This is a genomic window from Mycolicibacterium pyrenivorans, assembly GCF_025821625.1.
GTDB lineage: Bacteria > Actinomycetota > Actinomycetes > Mycobacteriales > Mycobacteriaceae > Mycobacterium > Mycobacterium pyrenivorans.
The window spans coordinates 21,556-39,881 of sequence record NZ_JACKSH010000292.1; the positions used below are offsets into that span (position 1 = coordinate 21,556).

Annotated in this window: 15 protein-coding genes and 3 pseudogenes; 5 read left to right on the plus strand and 13 right to left on the minus strand. The window is 63.9% G+C overall.

Annotation, left to right across the window (positions count from 1 at the left end):
* Positions 1-53: 53 nt before the first annotated feature.
* The 8 genes and pseudogenes from H7I57_RS32070 to ripA all read right to left on the minus strand — a co-directional run bounded on the left by H7I57_RS32070 (position 54) and on the right by ripA (position 7,955).
* Positions 54-461 carry a hypothetical protein gene (locus tag H7I57_RS32070; protein ID WP_011767903.1) on the minus strand — a complete coding sequence of 136 codons (408 nt, stop codon included), beginning with the start codon at positions 459-461 and terminating at the stop codon, positions 54-56.
* Positions 461-1,960: an ABC transporter permease gene (locus tag H7I57_RS32075; protein WP_011767904.1), complete on the minus strand. Its 1,500-nt coding sequence runs from the start codon at positions 1,958-1,960 to the stop codon at positions 461-463. The genes H7I57_RS32070 and H7I57_RS32075 overlap by 1 nt, the downstream gene beginning before the upstream one ends.
* Positions 1,941-2,672: an ABC transporter ATP-binding protein gene (locus tag H7I57_RS32080; RefSeq protein ID WP_011767905.1), complete on the minus strand. Its 732-nt coding sequence runs from the start codon at positions 2,670-2,672 to the stop codon at positions 1,941-1,943. Before H7I57_RS32080 ends, H7I57_RS32075 begins: the two co-directional genes overlap by 20 nt.
* Entirely contained in the window at positions 2,669-3,430 is a 762-nt protein-coding gene (locus H7I57_RS32085) for a methyltransferase family protein (protein ID WP_011767906.1), read from the minus strand. The genes H7I57_RS32080 and H7I57_RS32085 overlap by 4 nt, the downstream gene beginning before the upstream one ends.
* 36 nt (positions 3,431-3,466) lie before the next feature.
* Entirely contained in the window at positions 3,467-3,694 is a 228-nt protein-coding gene (locus tag H7I57_RS32090; protein ID WP_011767907.1) for a DUF2933 domain-containing protein, read from the minus strand.
* A 531-nt stretch (positions 3,695-4,225) separates the two neighbouring features.
* Positions 4,226-5,155, minus strand: a pseudogene (locus H7I57_RS32095) (L,D-transpeptidase).
* Positions 5,156-5,957: 802 nt separating this feature from the next.
* A pseudogene (locus H7I57_RS32105) lies at positions 5,958-6,185 on the minus strand (response regulator transcription factor); the annotation flags it as partial.
* 360 nt (positions 6,186-6,545) lie between these two features.
* Positions 6,546-7,955, minus strand: a complete 1,410-nt coding sequence (ripA, locus tag H7I57_RS32110; protein ID WP_011767910.1) for an NlpC/P60 family peptidoglycan endopeptidase RipA — start codon at positions 7,953-7,955, stop codon at positions 6,546-6,548.
* 380 nt (positions 7,956-8,335) lie between these two features.
* On the opposite strand from ripA, the gene H7I57_RS32115 reads away from it, so the two are divergent.
* The 3 genes from H7I57_RS32115 (at position 8,336) to H7I57_RS32125 (ending at position 10,740) form a co-directional block, all read left to right on the plus strand.
* The gene (locus H7I57_RS32115; protein ID WP_011767911.1) at positions 8,336-8,701 is read left to right on the plus strand and encodes a BlaI/MecI/CopY family transcriptional regulator; all 366 of its coding nucleotides are present in this window, start codon (positions 8,336-8,338) and stop codon (positions 8,699-8,701) included.
* Entirely contained in the window at positions 8,698-9,618 is a 921-nt protein-coding gene (locus tag H7I57_RS32120) for a M56 family metallopeptidase (protein ID WP_011767912.1), read from the plus strand. The genes H7I57_RS32115 and H7I57_RS32120 overlap by 4 nt, the downstream gene beginning before the upstream one ends.
* A 429-nt stretch (positions 9,619-10,047) precedes the next feature.
* Positions 10,048-10,740, plus strand: a complete 693-nt coding sequence (locus tag H7I57_RS32125) for a winged helix-turn-helix transcriptional regulator (protein WP_011767913.1) — start codon at positions 10,048-10,050, stop codon at positions 10,738-10,740.
* Positions 10,741-10,803: 63 nt separating this feature from the next.
* Here H7I57_RS32125 and ripB read toward each other — a convergent pair whose 3' ends face one another.
* The 4 genes from ripB to H7I57_RS32145 form a co-directional block, all read right to left on the minus strand.
* Complete coding sequence (ripB, locus tag H7I57_RS32130; RefSeq protein ID WP_011767914.1) at positions 10,804-11,577, minus strand: NlpC/P60 family peptidoglycan endopeptidase RipB; 774 nt, start codon at positions 11,575-11,577, stop codon at positions 10,804-10,806.
* Between the two features lie 522 nt (positions 11,578-12,099).
* Positions 12,100-13,323, minus strand: a complete 1,224-nt coding sequence (locus H7I57_RS32135) for a L,D-transpeptidase (protein WP_011767915.1) — start codon at positions 13,321-13,323, stop codon at positions 12,100-12,102.
* A 338-nt stretch (positions 13,324-13,661) separates the two neighbouring features.
* Positions 13,662-14,633, minus strand: coding sequence for a sterol desaturase family protein (locus H7I57_RS32140; protein WP_011767916.1), 972 nt, complete (start codon positions 14,631-14,633; stop codon positions 13,662-13,664).
* Between the two features lie 157 nt (positions 14,634-14,790).
* On the minus strand, positions 14,791-15,648 hold the full coding sequence (locus H7I57_RS32145; protein WP_011767917.1) for an ICP22 family protein: 858 nt from the start codon (positions 15,646-15,648) through the stop codon (positions 14,791-14,793).
* A 673-nt stretch (positions 15,649-16,321) separates the two neighbouring features.
* On the opposite strand from H7I57_RS32145, the gene H7I57_RS32150 reads away from it, so the two are divergent.
* Complete coding sequence (locus tag H7I57_RS32150) at positions 16,322-16,711, plus strand: antitoxin Xre/MbcA/ParS toxin-binding domain-containing protein (RefSeq protein ID WP_013470149.1); 390 nt, start codon at positions 16,322-16,324, stop codon at positions 16,709-16,711.
* A 280-nt stretch (positions 16,712-16,991) separates the two neighbouring features.
* On the plus strand, positions 16,992-17,573 hold the full coding sequence (locus tag H7I57_RS32155; protein WP_234935307.1) for an RES domain-containing protein: 582 nt from the start codon (positions 16,992-16,994) through the stop codon (positions 17,571-17,573).
* A gap of 6 nt (positions 17,574-17,579) precedes the next feature.
* On the opposite strand, the pseudogene H7I57_RS32160 reads toward H7I57_RS32155, so the two are convergent.
* Positions 17,580-17,996: pseudogene (locus tag H7I57_RS32160) on the minus strand (integrase core domain-containing protein); the annotation flags it as partial.
* Positions 17,997-18,326: the final 330 nt, after the last annotated feature.

Sequence of the window (18,326 nt, forward strand, 5' to 3'; positions counted from 1 at the left end):
GACGCCGGGGTGCTTACAGGGACGAGGCACCTGCCAGGCCCACTCCCGGAAGGTCACGACACCACCGCCACCAGCGTCGCCACGATCCAGAGTGCCGCCGCAGCGGAAAGCAGCCACCGAAATGTCGAGTGCAGCGCGAAATTTACCAACGCCATGACCCCACTCGACGATGCGCCGGCGACCGCCAGTACCGCCACTGCCGACGACTCGGCATTACGAATGTCGGTGGCTGCCAGGTAGATGGTGAGTGTCCTGGTAGCCACTGCGTATCCGCCGAGGACGATGAACACCAGACGCAGCCACTCACGCAGGCTCGGTACGGCAGCATCGATCTCGCCCGCGGTGCGGCGTAGATAGCGCAAGTCCTCGGGCAGCAGTGCAGGCCGGGCCAACAGAAAGAACCCGCCAATCCCGACGAGGATCGCGCCACCGACGCCGAACAGCCATGCGGCGGCGATCATCAGGTCGACTTCCCGCCGCGGGTGAGGACCACTGAGGCCACGATCAATAGCCCACCCAGCCAGACGAACCCAGTTAGTAATGGCCAGGTTTCGTCGAAACGTGAGGTGAGACTGGTATCGAATAGCAACCTGGTCACGCCGTACCCGGGAAGAAACTGGGCCCACTCCTGAGGTATAGGGCGGAGCATCGGACTTTGGATGATTCCCAGATCGAGAAAAGGGATCAAGAATGCGACGAACACCCCCGCGACCTTGCCCAGCAGTGGCCCGATGACTACACCGATCAGGGCGTAGATGGCGGCGATCAGCAGGTTGGCGGCAATGTAGCCCGGCCACTGCCTGGCGTCGAAGACGGTCGCGGTAACCCCCATGGTGGCCGCCGTGATGACGATGGCGGCTACGGCGACCACGCCCAATCGGGCAGCCAGCACCACGCCAGTGCGGTAGCCGGCCAGCCGCAGGCGTCGGTCCCCGCCGGCAGCATCGACCACTACGAACATCCCAACCAGTGCAGCCAGCGCACCGATGCCGATCGGGGCCATCGCTCCGGCGTGTACCTCGGGAAACCAGAACGACTGGTTTGAAACGGCGCCGTTCTCGGTGACCGACACCATTAGAGATCGCCCCGGCGTGGTCACCTTCGCCAGCAGCACGAACGCCGCCGGCACAATAACTAGCAGCACCAGCAGCACGCCGTTTCGCCGCAGATCGACCAGACCGAACCTCAGCGCAGTCGGTAACTGGCCGGCCGTGCGCTGACGCCGTCGCGCGGTGCGAGAACCCGCCGCCACCAACGCGCCGGCCACAGCAAGAGCGCCGAGCATCCAAACCGAGGCGAGGCCGAGATCGCCGAGCCGTCCAGCGTGGTGCGAGGGCGTGTCGACCATCCACAACGTGACGAAGTGAGTGGGAAACCAGCGAGTGAACACGTAATCGCCGCCGCTGCCGGCAGGCCCGACGAACACGTCGATCATCCAGATCAACAAGATGATCACCGCACCGTTGACCGGATTGGCAACCGCTATCCCTACTAGCGCACCGATCGCCAGGTAGATGACCGAGAACATCAGCGTACCGACGATCACCCGGACCGGATGGTCGATACCGACACGCACGGCCAACGCGGCGAGCGCCACTCCCGAGACGAGTCCCGCCATGAGCAGACCGGTGCCGGCCCGGGCAGCGAGCAACCGCGCCGCTGGTAAGCCGACCAGTTGCAACCGCTTGTCCGCGCGTCGCGCCGAGCGGATCTGGAAGTACATTGCGAGCCCCGACAGGAAGCCAGCTGCCCAGCCGGCGGTCGCCGTTTGGGTTGCGATGCCGGGTCGTCCCCGTAACAGTTCCATCGCGTCGGCGATCGAACCGGCCGCGACCAGCACGAACACGAGCGGCACCAGGACCAGCATGATCAGGTTCACCGGGTTGCGAACATAGTCGGCGATGAAGCTGCGGGTCAGCAGCAGCGTCGGCCGCCACTGCTCATGGGCTGCGGTCGTCACTGGGGACCCCCTGCCCTCCGTACTGTCCCTCGCATAGCCGCCCGTCACACAGCTTGACGATGCGATCGAAGCGGTGCTCGTCAGCGACGAAGTGGCTAATGATCAGCACCGACCGTCCGTCGTCGCGACGACGGGCCACCAGATCCCAGAACTTCAGATAGGTGTCCCAATCGAAGCCGGCATAGGGCTCATCCAGCAGCAGCACTTGCGGGTCGGCCAGCATCGCCAATGTCAGGTTGAGCTTGGCCAGCGTGCCGCCCGACAACCGATCCGCCCGTGTGCCGGCGTATCGTTCAAATCCCAACGCCTCGTAAAGATCTCGGCGCGCGCGCCGTTCGCCCTCATGCGTCATACGGTAGGCGCGCGCGAACAGCTCAATGTGCTCATCACAGGTCAGGCGTTCATACACCACCGGCTGCTGCGGGCAATAGCCCAGCACGCCGGAGCGGACCACCGTGCCCGCGTCTGGGGCAAGCTCGCCAACCAAGATCTTCATGATTGTTGACTTGCCTGAGCCGTTCTCCCCAACAAGACCGACCACTTCGCCAGGCTGCAGCGTCAGATCGACGCCGCGCAGCACCTGCCGGTGGTGCGAGATCGGCCAGGTGCCGCGGCGAAACGACTTCTCGATACCGCCGGCCGTTAACACCGCGGCGGCGGCCTCGACCACCGGCAGCTTCGTTATGGCGTCGGTCCCAGTGGTGTGATTCATGACCGACCTCCTCCGTGGGAGCCGTCGGTGCTGGGCGGTGGCGAGGCGCCGGTGGGCAGGGGCGGCGGTGTCGGGCGATGCCAGGCGGTGCGGCTGTCACCGGAGTGAGCGGTTTCCGGCACGGTTTGGGGACGAGATCGCAAGTGCGGCACGAATGCCGGAGTGCGTGCCGCGTACGCGTTCCATGCGGGGCCGAATTGGTCCGCCGCGTCGCGTTCTTCGCTGCGCGCCAGCCGCGCGTAGACGTAAACCAGCACTGGGAACATCATCAGTGTGGGAATCGTCGGCCACTGCAGCAAGAAGCCGAGCATGACTAGTAGGAAGCCGTCGTATTGCGGGTGACGTACCCAGGCATACGGGCCGGTTGTGGCGAGTCGATCGGCTTGGGCGGCCGCATGCAAGTGTCGCCAGGCGACCGCGATCAGCCAGAAACCGCCACCGATCGCCGCGTAGCTGGCCAGATGAAAGGGGCTCAGGTGCGGGTCGCCGGTCCAGCCGATGAGGTCGTTCCACAGGTGCCCGCCGGCGTGGGTGTCACGTAGGAGCGGGAAGCGCGATCCCAGCCAGCCGCCGAGCAGGTACACGGTCAACGGGACGCCGTACATCTCGGTGAACAACGCCACCAAGAACGCGGTGTAGCCGCCCATCGCCCGCCAATCTCGATGCGTTCTCGGACGAAAGAAGCTCAGCCCAAAAGCCATGAACAACAACGTGTTCACGATCACCAGCGGCCATAATCCGTAGGCTGCATCTGCCATCGCCAAGACCTCCTGATCGGTGATGGACGTGGAGGTTTATGACCGTCCCGCAGAGTCGCGGTGCTCCGGCGTATCGGACCGGTCATGCTTAGTGTTGTTACCGTGCCCGCCGCCCATTCCGCCCATCATGAACATCATCATCAATGGGCATGCCAGCGCAAAGAGCAGCAGCGCCGACGTCGACAGCGGAACACCGATGGCCAGCGCAGTTACGAAAGCGGCGGCCAAGGCCAAGGCGTACCAGGGTAGGTACTGTGTTTTCATCTCGAGGTCCTTCCGTTCGGGCCGCCCTCAAGCATGCGCTTCTACCCTGGCGATGCCCATGGAACTACGTAGGTGATAGGTACGACGAAAGTCCCTGTCTGATTCGCCCAGAGGCCCTATGGCGGCCAACGCGATCGTTCTCGTCGGCGTCGGCGTCGGCGTCGGCGTCGGCGTCGGCGTCGGTGCTGGCATCGGCGGTAGGCGTCGCATCCGGTCTGCGGCACGGTCATCACGAGCCGGCGGTGTGAAACCCGATCACCACGATCGGACACGCGGACGATCACGGTCGTGCGGCGCCACCCGCTACGTAGCCGGTCGTCGAGTCAGCCGGCACGCCAGCGACACCGGCGCCTGTCGAGGCTCCTTCGCCTGAGTCGCTTCACCACGAAACGGGCGTTGATCACAACCACGACCAGTAGTGAGTCAACCGCGGCCCGGTGGACTGGTACGTCGAGAACTTCGTCAGGTGTACGTGATGGGGGCAAAAAGGCGCCTTGCTGACTGTCGCACCACCTACTGGGAGTGCCTTCGTTAGATCTGCCAGTCTTGGGCGCCGTCGTTTTGGTTGTAGGTGCCGATGGAGTTCTTGACGACGACCGGGTCTCCACTGCCGAAGTTGTCATAGAACCATTGAGCGTTGGCTGGACTCAAATTGGGGCACCCGTGGCTGACATTGCGCTTGCCTTGATCGTTGACTGACCAGGGCGCGCTGTGAACGAATATGCCGCTGTTGTCGATGCGAACTGCGTCTGCACCTTCAGCTTGTAGCCTTCAGCCGAATCGATGGGGACGCCGTACGTCGAGGAGTCCATGACGATATACGCGAACTTCTCCAACACGTAGTAGGTGCCGTTCGGGGTTTCGTAACCCTTCTTACCGAGAGAGACGGGAAAAGTCTTCTCCAGCTTGCCGTTGCGCATGATCTCCATCTGGTGAGTGCTGTCATCGATGGTTGCGACGAGCGCATCGCCGGTCCGGAAGCTCGACTTGGTCCCGCTGGCATCGATGTTCACCGTTGTGTTGGCGGGCCAGAAGTCGATGGGCCGCCACCGAAGCTGGGTGTCATTCATCGTGTAGAACTTCCCGGGCACGGGCGGGTTGGAGGAGATGTGAACGGCTTGCTCGGCCAGCGCGCGGTCGGCGATCGGCCGTTAAAAGTTGATGATGATCGGCTTGGCCACACCGACCATCGCGCCATTGACGGGATTGAACGTCGGCGGCGCGAACAAGCCCAGCCGGGGGCGCCGGCCGTGAAGGATCACTTAGCGGACCCTGGATCGAATCGGGGGAGAGGACGAACGGTTCTGGCGGGGATCCCGGCATTGCCATCGGATCGATCGGCGCCGGCGGTCCGGGAAGGGGCGGCTCCGCCGCGGCGGAGCCGGTGCTCAGCATTAGTGCGCCGGCGAGGCCAGTCGCGGCCAACATCAGTCCCAGCTTGCGCACTAGCCGCCGCTCCATAACCGGTCTCCTCGCCTAGATTCTTCCGCCGTGCAACCCAAGAAGCACGACGAGTACTTTCAGATCTACTACCTACGTACGTTGGCAGTAGGTTGACCGATTTCGCTTACCGTGCGGTGCGGCAGTGGCTCCGTGTGGACAACCGCCACGTACGTCCGTAACCCTAACTGTGATCTACGTATCGAGACCGTACTTGGTTCCTGCGCAACGAAAGGACATCCGACGTCGTGATCCTTGAACCGATCCGGCGGATCTCCCGTTCGCTGGTGCGGTCGCTGTTGCGACCTTGCTGTGTGTCGCGGTCGTCAGCGACGTCAACGCCGATCCGGCATCGGACGCACTGGCCCGCATGAATGAGCTGTCCCGCCAGCCGAGCAGACCACTGAGGCTATGCACACCGCACAGATCGACTTAGAAACCTTCCGGTCGCGGACTATCTACGTAGTGCAATAGTAGATGGGCGGCACAGGGCAACGGCGCGACGCTGGTATGACGCCCTGGGCAGGGCTGCGCGTACCGACAGGACAGTGAGGCTTCTTCATCAAGTCTTCATCGGGACACGAACCGACCCATACTCGGAATCTTGAGGCTGGACCGAGGCTGCGAGAGCGCTTGCCGCGTGGCCTGGTGTCACGAAGTTGTATAAGAAGGATGCGCGATGCAGCACAAGCGATGTGGAACTGGGTTTGCGGCGTTGGCAGCGTCGGCCCTGTTCATCACTGCCTGTTCGAATGCGACAACAGACTCTCAGTCATCGCCGAGCGCTGCGAGCAGCGACGCGGTCCACAACGACGCTGATGTGACCATCGATGCCGGGCAGACCGATGTCCAGGATGACGACATCGGGATCGAGGTCGCGCGCGACGGCGATCGCGTCGACGCCGTTGCCGGCCACGACCGCCTCGAACTGCTCGCGTTCCAGGTAGCTGGCCACCACTTCGGCCAGGGGAAGTTCGTCGTCGACGACCAGGGCGCGGTATCCCTTCGCCTGCTCAGGCGGTGTACCCGGGTGGTTATCCATATCCCGCATGGTGCCCGCTGAAGCAGCCGCGGCGGCGCAGACCGCACGAAGCGGCGCGATCTTCAGCAGATCTTTACGAGACTCATGCCGATTGCGTCCTTCGGCTGGGAGACGCTCACTGTGGAGGAGGGCCTGATATGCGCTTGCTGATGGACGTCTGCCCGAACAGTCTCGGGTGGCAAACGTGGCTGATCCTGTGCGCCGTCATTGTCGTGATGTGAGCCGCCGGCGCGACGGCCCTGTTCCACGCTTCTGGCCGGCCGCGCCGCAGGCAGCGGCGTGAGGCAATAGAGGAGCCTGTTCGCAGCGGCCAAGTCGGGGCGGAGTGACTGGTCAGCAACGCGGCCAACGTAGCGCTCGCGCGGGGTGTCAGTATTCGATCAAGCGCGTGACGTAGGGCGTCATGCCGGAGCTGCGTACGGGGGAGATTTTGACCACTGACCCGGTGTAGGGGGCTTCGAGCATCATGCCGTCGCCGAGGTACATGGCTTCGTGCTGGCTGGCGTTGGGGCCGTAGAAGATGAGATCGCCGCGCTGCATCTGCGATGACGGTACTTTGCGGCCGGCGTTGTACTGGGATCCGGAGTAGTGGTCGAGTTTGATGCCGACTCCAGCGAAGGCGTAGAGCATGAGGCCGGAGCAGTCGAAGCCGACGGTGTTGGCTCCTTGATCGATTCCCCGAGCGGGCCCGTTGGCGTTGCCACCGCCCCATGAGTAGGGAACGCCGAGTTGTGACATGGCTCGTCGGATCACGAACTCCGAGGCCTGGCGGCCGTACAGGCGGGGGATGCGTCCATTGGTGATGCCGGGATCTGCAGCAGCGGTCGCGGGGGAGAGGATGCCCAGTTTGGTGAGGAAGTTTCGGCCCATGTCGGCGGTGAGTTGCAGCGAGGTCGCCATGATTTTGAGGACGGCGTTGATGATGGCTATGGGGTCGCCGGCCACATTGGCGCTGGGCACCATCGGCAGCGTGGTGTCCCACTGGCCGGTGCCCGAGCTGTCCGCCGGTGCCGGGCTGGAGCGGTCCCATTGGCCGCTCGGCGGCACCGGGGTACCGGGTTGTGCGGCCGTGGGCTGGCGCGTGGTGGCTGCTACCGGTCGGGCAGTAGTGAGTCGGGTTTGTGCGGAGTCGCGTTCGGCGGCCAACCGGGTGAGGTCGGACTGCTGATTGGTGAATGCGCGTTGCGCGGCAACGAGTTCCGCGACTGCACCGTCCTGCCGTCGTTGCGCCTCGGCCGCTGCGGCGTCGGCGTCCAGCCGGGCCTGCTTGGCGGCTGAGAGTCGGTTGGCGCGTTCAGTCTGGCTTCGGCGAAGATCGTCTTTGACCCTGCCGAAGGCAAGGAGATAGGTCTGCTGCGTCGAGGCTGCCGAGAGGATGTCTTCAGGGCTGCTTGCCAGCGGCAGTGAGCGCGAGGGACCGTTCATATAGGTCGAGGCGGCGAACTCGTCGAAACGCTGCTGCGTCGCGTCGATGGCGGTTTGGCTGTCGGCGAGTGCTTTCTCGCTGTCGGCGAGTCTGCGGTGCGCCTCGGAGACCGCCTCGCGGGCGGTGGCAAGCTCAACCAGGGCCCGATTGACGCTCTCCTGCTTGTGTTGGATGTCCGCGCCGATATCGGCGACGTGCTGGTTGACCTCGGCGACGGCGGCGACAAGTCCTGCGACCGTTTCGCTGTCACCATCAGGTTCGCTTCCGTGGCCGGCCGTTGCGACGCCCGAGGTGTGCAGCACCAGCATTGACGCAAGTACCCCGGCGATGAGAAGTGAAGTGAGGCGCCGCATCAATTCTCCTGAGTGGGGCGGCTGCCGGGTGGCCGCGAGTCGGACGGGGCAGTGCGCCGACGTGTCATGTCTGACGGCCTACTACCGCTGTAAGTACGTAGTGGCATAGTACGTATTTGGAACGTACATCACTGGAGCATCAGGAGAAACGCCTGTCACAGTCTCAACTCGGTAACACCTGACCGGCCGGCAGGATCTGCTGTTGGCCCGAGGTGCCGGTGCCTTGGATCCGATTCGATGACGCACGCCGGGGCGAAATCGGTTGCGCAGCCACGGCGAGGTCCCCGACATCTGGTCTGTTGGCGGCTACATTAGGAGGCTGCAGGGTGCCGCCCTGTGCGAATCGGCCACCTCGTTAGAGCGAGCAGGAGTTGCGGCGGATGGAACAGCGAGGATTCGGCGATCTCGAAGCGGTGGTCATGGACTGGGTGTGGTATCACCAGGAGCCGGTCACCGTACGCGACGTGTTCGAGGACCTGTCTGAGCAGCGGCCAATCGCGTACACCACGGTGCTGTCGACCATGGACAACCTGTATCGCAAGCGGTGGCTAAAACGGCAGCGCAACGGCAAGGCCTATGTGTACCGGGCGGCGATGAGTCGTGAAGAGCGGTCGGCGCGGCTGATGAAAGCTGCCTTCGACTCCGGCGGCGACACCAACACTGTGCTGGCATTTTTTGTCGAGCAGATGAGTACAGAGCAATCAGCCCAACTGAAGGCGGCGCTGCGTAAGGGGCGGCGATCATGACGACGGCGCTGTGGCTGGTGCTCTACGGCGCAGTGCTGGCGTGGCTTGCTCCACCGGTACTGCGGCGCCTTACTGGTGGCGGGGTCAGCCCGTCCATGGGTGTGGCCGCCTGGCTGGCCACGGTTGCCGCCGTGCTTGCGGCATGGCTGGCGGCAGTGGTGCTGGTGGTCAACGCGACGTCAAACAGCATCCTCGACGGCTCGGTCGTGACCCTCTGCCTGGAACTGTTTGGGTTCTCCGATCACACCCCGCTGGCGGGACGCCTCGGCTCTATTGCGCTCATCGGCGGGGGGCTGCTGACCTCGGCGGTCGTGGCGCTGCGACTGGGTCGCTGCCTGGCCGGACTGCGCACCCGAAGCCACGAGCACGCACACGCCGCGCGGATCGTCGGTCGGCCCACCGACCATCCCCACGTCGTTGTCGTCGAGGCGGACCTTCCCGCCGCTTACTGTGTCATCGGCCGCCCCCATGCCATCGTCGTCACCTCGGCGGCCGTGAAATCGTTGAACCGAGCGCAACTGAAAGCGGTTCTGGCCCACGAGAATGCTCACCTAACAGGGCATCATCACCACATTCTCATGGTGCTGCGTGCCCTCGCCGCCACCCTTCCCCACCTGCCCTTGTTCGCCTGCGCACATCAGGCTGTGGCGGAACTGCTGGAGATGTGCGCCGACGATACCGCCGCTCGTCGCGTCGGCACTCGTCCTCTACTGGCGGGGTTGCTCGCGCTGGCCGGTCACCGACCTCCGGTGGCCGAAGGTCTGGCCGCGGCGGCAATGGCGATCATCACCCGCGCCGAGCGACTAGTCACCCCGACGCGTCGGCACGTGCAGTGGCGTCATCGCGCTCTCCTGGTTGCCGCCATCGCCACGATGCTCGCCACACCGGCATTCATCCAGGTGCTCTGCCACCACTAGGTGCCCCTAGCTCTGATCCGGGTTCGGGTCGGCCAATGCGCACTTCGACGGACGAGAACCCTTCGACGGTCGGGTATCGGCCCACCCAGCAAAGTCTTCGCTGACCGCCTGACGCCTGCGTCCACAGCGTAGATTATCTACGGAGTCAAACCGTAGATGACCAGTGCAAAGGCTTGCTGTTGGCGGTTGCGCTGTAACGCCTGGATCAGCGAGGACGGCTGGGATCAACGCCGAAGGCCGTTGATGACGCGACCCGGCGCTAAATATCCCGGTCGGCGCGCCATCTACGTAGTAACTACATAGATGGCGGTAGGCTGTCTCGTAGGCGGTGCAGTGAGGATGCATAGGCGCGCTTTAGTTTTCGTGAACGGCTAGGAGAATGCCACGACGATCGAGTCGCACCGCTATGTCGCTGGTTCCGTACCGCCAGTGGCGGCCGCTGGCCGCATCCGTGTGCTACTGGTGGAGCCTCGACGCATCTATGCGGCCACCGTGGCGCGACACTTACGCGCCGGCGGTTTCGCCGTGGAGGTGGCCTATTCGCCAGGTGCTGCACTCACAGGGCTGCGCGAGCGTGATCCCGATGTGGTCGTGGTGGGCGTCGGCACTCAGGGGCTGGGCACGGCCATGCTTGACCGCATCCGTCAGGAAACTCAAGTCGGCGTGGTTGCTCTCAGCGACGGCGATATTACGCCGCTGCTCGTGAGTACCGGGGTCGTCTGTGTGGGCGACATCGAGGCGCTGAACGTGCGAATTCGGCTGGCGCTGAGGCGCTGCGGTGTCGGCGGCGAACCACGTGGCGGCGGCCACGGCGACGAGACGCATCGCCGTGAGATCGGAGATCTCCGTATTGATGTGGCCGCGCGTCGGGTGTTCCTCCGCGACGAGCCATTGCCGCTCACCCGCACGGAGTTTGAGATTCTCTGCACGCTGGCGGAGAGTCCCGGTGAACCGGTGACGTGTCGTCAATTGCAGCTGAGCCTGTGGGGGGATGCGTCCGACGGTGGCCGGTCCACTCTGGGGGTGCATGTGGGTAATCTTCGGCGCAAGCTGGGTGAGGACCCACACTCACCGCGGTATCTCCGTACGGTGCGCGGGACCGGTTACTGTCTGACCGGCTAAGTGGGGGCAGCGAGTGCCTGGTGCGCCGCAGTGATGCAGCTGGTGACAGATTGCGGCGAGGACTTAGCTTTCGATGATGCGAACGACGTAGGGCGTCATCCCTGACGTGCGCACTGGGGAGATCTTGATTGGCACGCCGGTCTGCTGTGCCTCGAGCATCTGCCCGCCGCCGAGATAGATAGCTTCGTGCTGGCTCCCGCCCGGGCCCCAGAACAGCAGATCGCCCCGCTTCGCTTGGGAGGGTGGCACCTTGCGGCCGGCGTCGTACTGATCACCGGACCATCGCGGGAGCAGAACTCCAACGCCGGCGAAGGCGAACCGTGTCAGGCCTGAACAGTCAAAGCCGACGGTGCCTGCCCCCTGGTCGACGCCGCGGCTGGGACCGGTGAGGCTTCCGCCACCCCAGGAGTAGGGAACGCCGATTTGCGTTCCCGCCCTCCGGATTACGTACTCGATCGCTTGCGCACCATTGACCCGGTTTCCGCGCACGCTCGTCGACGGATCCGCGGCGGGACTGACGAGCCCCAGGCTGCTGAGGAAGTTGCGACCCATGCTCATGGCGGTCTGCGTCGCCATGGCCGTTGCCTGAAGAGAGGCGTTCGCGATGGCAACCGGATCACCGGGAGCGCCTGCGCTCGCCACCTTAGGAAGCAGTGGATCCCAAGGGCCGGCGGCAGGTTGGGCCGACGCGACCGGTGCGCACGCAAGGAAAAGCAAGACGACGATGGCGATCACACCGGAGAGCCGCCGAACCGCCTGTGCTGCTACAAGGATTGTGGGGTCGCAGCGGTCAGCGCGGGCAGTTGGAGCACCCTTGCTCCGGACGTGTGATTCCATGTCTTCTCCTCGGTGCGCCGCGCGGTGAGCTATCACACGCACCAATAGCGGGGCTGAATCGCATAAGTACGGCGCAGCACCAAAATACGTAGCTCCTACGTAGAAAAGCGTAACTCACAAAAGCCCCACCAGTAACAGTAGCCACATAATTACAATGGTGAAATTCGCTGCGGCAGCTCGGTTTGGATGCGGCAAGTACTGGACTAGAACCGTTTTTACGGTCGGGAGGACGCGCGTGAATAGCGCGCCGATGAACGCAAACTGTGCGAGCTTCTCGGAGAAGGAGGCACTATGGGCCGTCGTCGGGGGTAGCAACAATTCTGCCCCGCGCGGTCACGTGAAGCCTCGTCGGCGGTAGCGCGCCGCCTTCGGTCATCGGGGAGTCGATGAGCTCCAGCCACGCCGACAACCGCCCGTACGGCAACGGCGTCTCAGGAGTGACCCCAAATGCGCCGCGGAGAAAGGGGTTCAGCGACGCTGGGCACCCGGGCATGTCAGCCCGGTGTCACTAACTTCCGATGCTCAGAGGTTGGCGTTTCCGGCCTTCCATTGCTCCCAGGGGATGTTCCAGTCTCCGAGTCCGTCGGTTCCTGACAGGGTTGCGCCGGTCGTGTTGATGACTTCCACGATGTCGCCGCGTCGGGTGTTGTCGTAGAACCAGCGGGCATTGGCTGGATTGACGTTGAGGCATCCGTGGCTGACGTTGGCGATGCCTTGGCTACCCACCGACCATGGGGCAGAGTGCACGTAGATGCCGCTGTAGGACATTTGCGTGGCCCATTCGACTTCGGTGCGGTAGCCGTCGGGCGAGTTGGCGGGGACTCCGTAGGTGGACGAATCCATCACCAGGAAGGAGTAGCGGTCTCCGATGATGTAGGCGCCGTTGTCGGTGGGCGTTTTGGCTTTGCCCATGGAGATGGGCATGGTTTTGACGACTTCGCCGTTGCGCCGCACGGTCATCGTCTTGGTGGCGTCATCGGCGGTGGCGATGATGTGGTCGCCGATCGTGAATCGTGTGGTGACGTCTTCCTGGCCGAAGAGTCCGTCGCCGAAGTCGACGCCGTAAGCCTCCACCGACACCTCAACGTGCGTTCCGGGCTCCCAGTATTCGGCGGGGCGCCAGCGGACTTCACGATTGCTGAGCCAGTAGAAGGCGCCCTCAACCGGGGGGTTCGTGGTCACGGTGATCGCCTGCTGCGCCGCAACCCGGTTCGTGATGTTCTCGTCAAAGCGAATCGCAATGGGTTGACCCACGCCCACCGTTTCGCCGTCATTGGGCAAGACGTAGGGCATCGTCAGGTTTTCGGGGGAATGGGTTTCGAATGTTGCGCTGGTGCTGGTCGTTCCGCCAAGCCCCTGTGCGTGCGCCTGCAGAGTGTACTGCTTGTTGTAGCCCAGCGGTTCCGCCGATGACCAGGTAACGCCGTCGGGGCTCAGCTGCCCATCAACAAGTTCGCCCGCCTCGTTGGTCAGCGACACTTGGCCGAGAACACCGTCGCCGGCGGTAACGGTCACGGGGGCATCGACAGCGACGCCGATCGCACCATCAGTCACGGACGCTTCCAGTTTCGGTACGAGCAAGTCTGCGTAGGGCGTGCCCTTGTCGGTGATGACGTCGGGCGTGGGCGCCGCCGCCGGAGACGAGGTGCAGGCGGTCGCGATCAGCAGCACCGCCACCGCGAGGACGGTCGTGCGCAACCAGTGCGTCGTCGCTCGAAACGCTGGTGGGCAGCCTATCTGCGGCATGAGTGAGGCTCTCCGTATCGGGTCTTCGTCATCGGCTAACGGGCGGTGGCACCGCCTGGTGCGTCGCGAGGGCCGGTCGCGGGCGACGGTGCACCGTTTACGGGTATGCCTTCAAGAGTGCTCTTGAGTCGTTTAGCTTTCTTAGTCCTTCGATGAAGATTCGATAAAGCTGGCACTAAAAGCTGGCTCCTCGGGCTTGCACAACCGCCAAAATCGGGGGCGCGTCCGTCTGTTGGTCCCAGCCGAAAGTGGTGGAGCCGTCTGTCGTTGCCGTCGACCGCGGCGAGGCTGGCTAGCGGGTCGAGCCACGCTGCACCGGTGAATCGGGGGCCCGACGGCTACAGACGATACGTCGAGCCTTGGCCGGATGGCGGTATCGGCGCGTTTCCGTCGGCCGTCGTGGCCGTGGTCAAGGACTTGAGGCTGCAGCCGCTGGCGTGGGTGAACGGGTAGATCATCTGCCGCAGATAGCTGGTGGGGTAGTCGGGTTTGGCGGCCATGCCGAGCTGGGTGGAGTCGAATCGCCATGTGGCGTCGTAGGCGTAGGTGCGCATCAGGTGGTCCCACACCAGGGTGAACAGGCCGAAGTTGACGTCGCCGACGCCGGCCCATTTGAGGTGGTGGAAGCGGTGGCCTTCGTTGAGGGCCAAGACATACTTGGCGGGGCCGATGCGGTAGTCGGCGTTGGAGTGCTGCAGCAGCTGGATTGCCACCGCCAGCGCCAGTACGGAGGCTACGTCGACGGGCAGCCCGATCAGGATCAGCGGTGCGACGCCGGCGGCCATCTCCACGGTTTGGTGCAGGGGGTGCTTCATCTGGCCGTTGAGGCCGTAGAAGCGGGTGACGCTGTGGTGCACCGCGTGAAAGCGCCACAACACACCGATCTTGTGGCTGGCCAGATGTACGACGGTGATGCCGAGGTCCGCGACCAGGATCGCGGCGAGGACCTGTGCGATGAATGGCCAGCTGTGTGGCCACAACGGCGGTGCGGGGACGATCGCGGCCAGCAGCGGGATGGCGGCCACGCTTGCCAGGATGAGGGTTTCGTTGACCGCGACGTGGATGCGGTCGCGCGTGCTGTCGGCCCGGTCACGGTTCCACGCGGTGTCATACGGAATGACCAGCTCTACCAGGAACGTCGTCGTGATCGCGACGACCAGGACGGCCAGCAGCCAGTACTTCTGGGCGCCGCCGGCGGTGAAGACGATGCCGGCGCCGTTGAGGCCGATCAGCATGAACGGCACGTAGCCGTAGCGGGCCACCGCCTGGGCCGCGGTAGCCGCCGTCGATGTCGGAGAAGTCGTGCTCATGCCGTGAATCGTCGCGGTCACCGACACGGCGGCGCTTGAATGATCCGGCTAAAGGCCGGCTTCGTGGTCCCAGGACACGTGCCGGCTCAGGACCGGTCTCAGAGATGCGTTAGCTTAGTTTGACGCCTGTGCTCACACGAGCGGAGAAGTCAGGTGTTTACTCGCGGTGATCATGATCGCCGTGGTCGTCCTGCGCAGGCACCGCGGGTGGGGCCGGAACTTCGGCCGTCGCCGGTGCAGCCGACTCGCCGGCAGGCTCGTTGACGGGCGGCGGGGCGGCCGGCTCGTGATTGCTGTCAGGGCTTTGAACATGCTCGCTGCTCGTCCCATGATCATTACCCTCCGCGGGCTCGGCGCCAGCGCCGTGGTGATCGCTATGCGCATCGTCGGGGGTCGTCGCGTCGTGCTCGCCGTGCCCATCCTCGGGGGTCGTCCCGTGGTGGCCACCGTCCGCGCTCGCTGGCGCATGGCCGTGCTGCAGTCCTGAAGCAACGCCCACCGTGGACGCCAGCGTCACGACACCGACGGCGCCCATGAGCACTAATGCGCTGCCGAACACCGGTACCGGCTGTCCTTGCAGGCCGCGGTACCACACCCAGCTGGCGCCCATCACGATGTAGATTTGAAGCAGCAGTGCGCAAAGGTCCGCGGCTTGGACCAATTCCGCTTCTCCCGCGCTGGGGCCGAACGGGGCTCCCACGGTCCTGGACAGGGCCCAAAGAGCAATGGCTCCAACGTTGAGCATGATGCCGGCAGCAAGCACAGGAGTCGTGGTTCGTGCGAGAACCAGGCGCGCCCAGAGCAGTTGGAAGAGTGCGATCGTTGCGAAGAACAAGCCTGCTGGCATCCACTCCTGCCAGTGGGTGGGTACGACGGCGAAGTGGATGACCGCGGCGCCCAGCGATGCGAGCGCGGCGAGCCGAGCCGCCAACCGGCTGTCGGTTTTCTTCGCTGTCCTTGGCGCCACCGAACCAGGATGACAGCGCCACCCGCGACAGCGGTTGCATGACACCACATCTCAACACGACCGAGATTCATTTGTCATCAACTACTGTCTTCCTACGTAGACGCCGTCGATGCCACCCTCTGAGTCTCGACCACCGCCGCTTGGCCGTGCGGTAGGACGCCCGCTCGCACTTAGCGTCGGCGAATGTAGCGATTTCGCGGGTCGTTGCTCGCTGCTGAAGAGCGGTCGCAGACATTCGTCCGGGATACGCGTGTCGGCGGGTCCTGGTGCGCAGTCGGACCTGCAATTGTTGACGTACTTCTTGGTGGATGTCGACTCTGATGGTCGGGGCAACCTCAAGCGTCGCCGCCAGTCCATAGCGGACCGGTGCCGCCAACCGGCCCACGTCCACGCGGCAGTCAACGTTGATCTCAGGCGCATCGCCCGCTGCGAACGCGACGGCCCGTTGTCCTTCGAGTATTTCGTGTTGCACGGTGCCGTTACGGCGCCTCGACGACATCCGCGAGCATTCGCCGGGATATGCCACTTGCTTGGGTAGTGGCGGCGGCGTCTTAGGTGCTGTAATCGGGCGTCTACCTGCACGACAGGGTGTCTGAGACGGCAAATAACGCGCATTATGTGTATGTTTTGTGGAGCTTGTTGAGTCACTTTGCGGATTATTCTCGCCGCTTTTATGGTTAGGCGCTGTAGAGTCGCTGCTGACGAAGGAGGTGCTCGCGAGATGTCCGACTTGTTGATCAAGGCTGGGGACGACACCGCGCGGATGGACACCCACGAGGTTGTCGCCTACCTTCTGGCGCGCCTCGGACCCACCCTGACGGCGTATATCGCCAGTTCACGAAGTCGTGCGATGCCAGCCCGGTGGGCCACCCCTCCGGGGGAGCGCAACCACGCCGAACCCTCGACTGAGAAAGCGCGGCGGCTGACGGCAACGCATACCGTCTTCTGGCTGATCGAGGAAGCCGAAAACGACCAGGTTGCCCGGAACTGGCTGATTTCTGCGAATCCTCGCCTAGACGGGATCACGCCGGCGCAACTGCTACGCGAAGATCAGTTTGGTGCTGTCTTTCGCGCCGCGGACGCGTTTATCACCGACACCTACCATGCCTAGTCACTCGTGACGTCGACTCTTCCTATACTCAGCCCGTTCGCTGTGTACAGAGAGGCAGGCGCGGGTGTCGTTGGTGGGTGCGACTATCTGCGCGTCGAGTGGGCTAAACATCGTTGCGAGTTCGGGTCAGAGTGTCTTTCGAGTGGCTCGGACGCAGTACGGTCCGGTTAATCCACCCCCGCGCGTTCCGGGTGAACATCCGGTCGAGGACTGGTCGCGATGGGATACGCCTGGGCGAACCATATACGGATGTTCCTCGGCGACAGGCGCTTTCGTTGAAGTGTTGGAGTATATCCGACCGGACCCGCCGGCGACGCTGCTGAGTGACCTCTTCGACGACGTGGAGCCCGATGACGCCGCGACGTTCGCCGCGCAGGTTGCGAAGGAGTTGCCACAGCACGGGGCGATGCCCTACCGGTCAATCTCGAAGGGCTGGCGGGAAATGCGCTCCCTCTACGAACTTCAATTGCCCTACAGCGGTTGGTTCGTCGACGTCACTGGCGCCGAATCGATCTCGGTGCTTTCCGAACGGCTGGGCTCGACTCTGCTGGCTGAGTGTGAGGTCGAGCACCTGACCCTCAGCGAGCTGACCAGCTCATCCGAAGACCTGAAGAAGCTCACGACGGGCATCGCAACGTGGATTCGAGACCGGACGGTTCTGTTCGACGGGGAGCGTCCGCACGGGATTGTTTACCCGTCCAAATGGGGTACGACGCTGGGCGACAACTACGCGATGTGGCTGCGGCGTACAGACGACGGGACTGGCCCCGATCCGGTGACCGAGATAGAACCCTCCAGCATCGGCAAGCACACAAAACCCTTTGTTGACGCGGCAAGATTGCGCGGCATGCGGATATTCTGAGCGCGACTAGCTGTACTGACCTGAGAGGTTAGGTATGCGGGTGGCGGGTGGTTGGCCGCCGAGTGCGGTGTGGCCGCGGTGGTAATTGTAGGTGTGTAGCCAGATCGGGAACTGCTCGCAGCGCTGGGCGTCGCTGGTGTAGAGCCGGGTATAGGCCCATTCGTCGCCGAGGGTTTGGTGAAATCTTTCTACCTTGCCGTTGGTTTGCGGCCGGTACGGCCGAGAGCGGCCGTGCTCGCGGTCGCGGGCGGCGTCGGCGCGGTAGAACCGTTCGAATACCCGGGTGATGCATTCGGCAGCGATTCCCTCGCCATTGTCGGCGACGGCGATCGTCAGCCGGTCGCCGTCGCGGACACAGCCGAGTTCGACAGAACCGCCCGGTGGAGTGTGCCGCAGCGCATTCTCGAGCAGATTGCCCAGGACTCCGCCCGCGTCACCCCGAAGCTGTGGGAAGACGAGCACCGGCTGCTGTCAGTCGGCTTCCACCAAGCCAAGAGACTCTGGCCCCGGTGTGAACGGATTTGTGAACGAAACAGTGCGTAAAGCGTGAGATGAGGCCGAACGAGAATGACACTGGAGACGCATTAAGTGACCTGACCTGGGCATTCAGGACACAACTGACCGCGTGAGGCGGCGACTGACCGGCTCATAACTTAGCCTCAATCCGTGGATCGACCCTGTTGAGGTCCGGTCAGACTGATTTTGCTGTGCTGCGGTGGGTGGGCAGCGTGAATCCGCTGGTCTGTCCAGCTT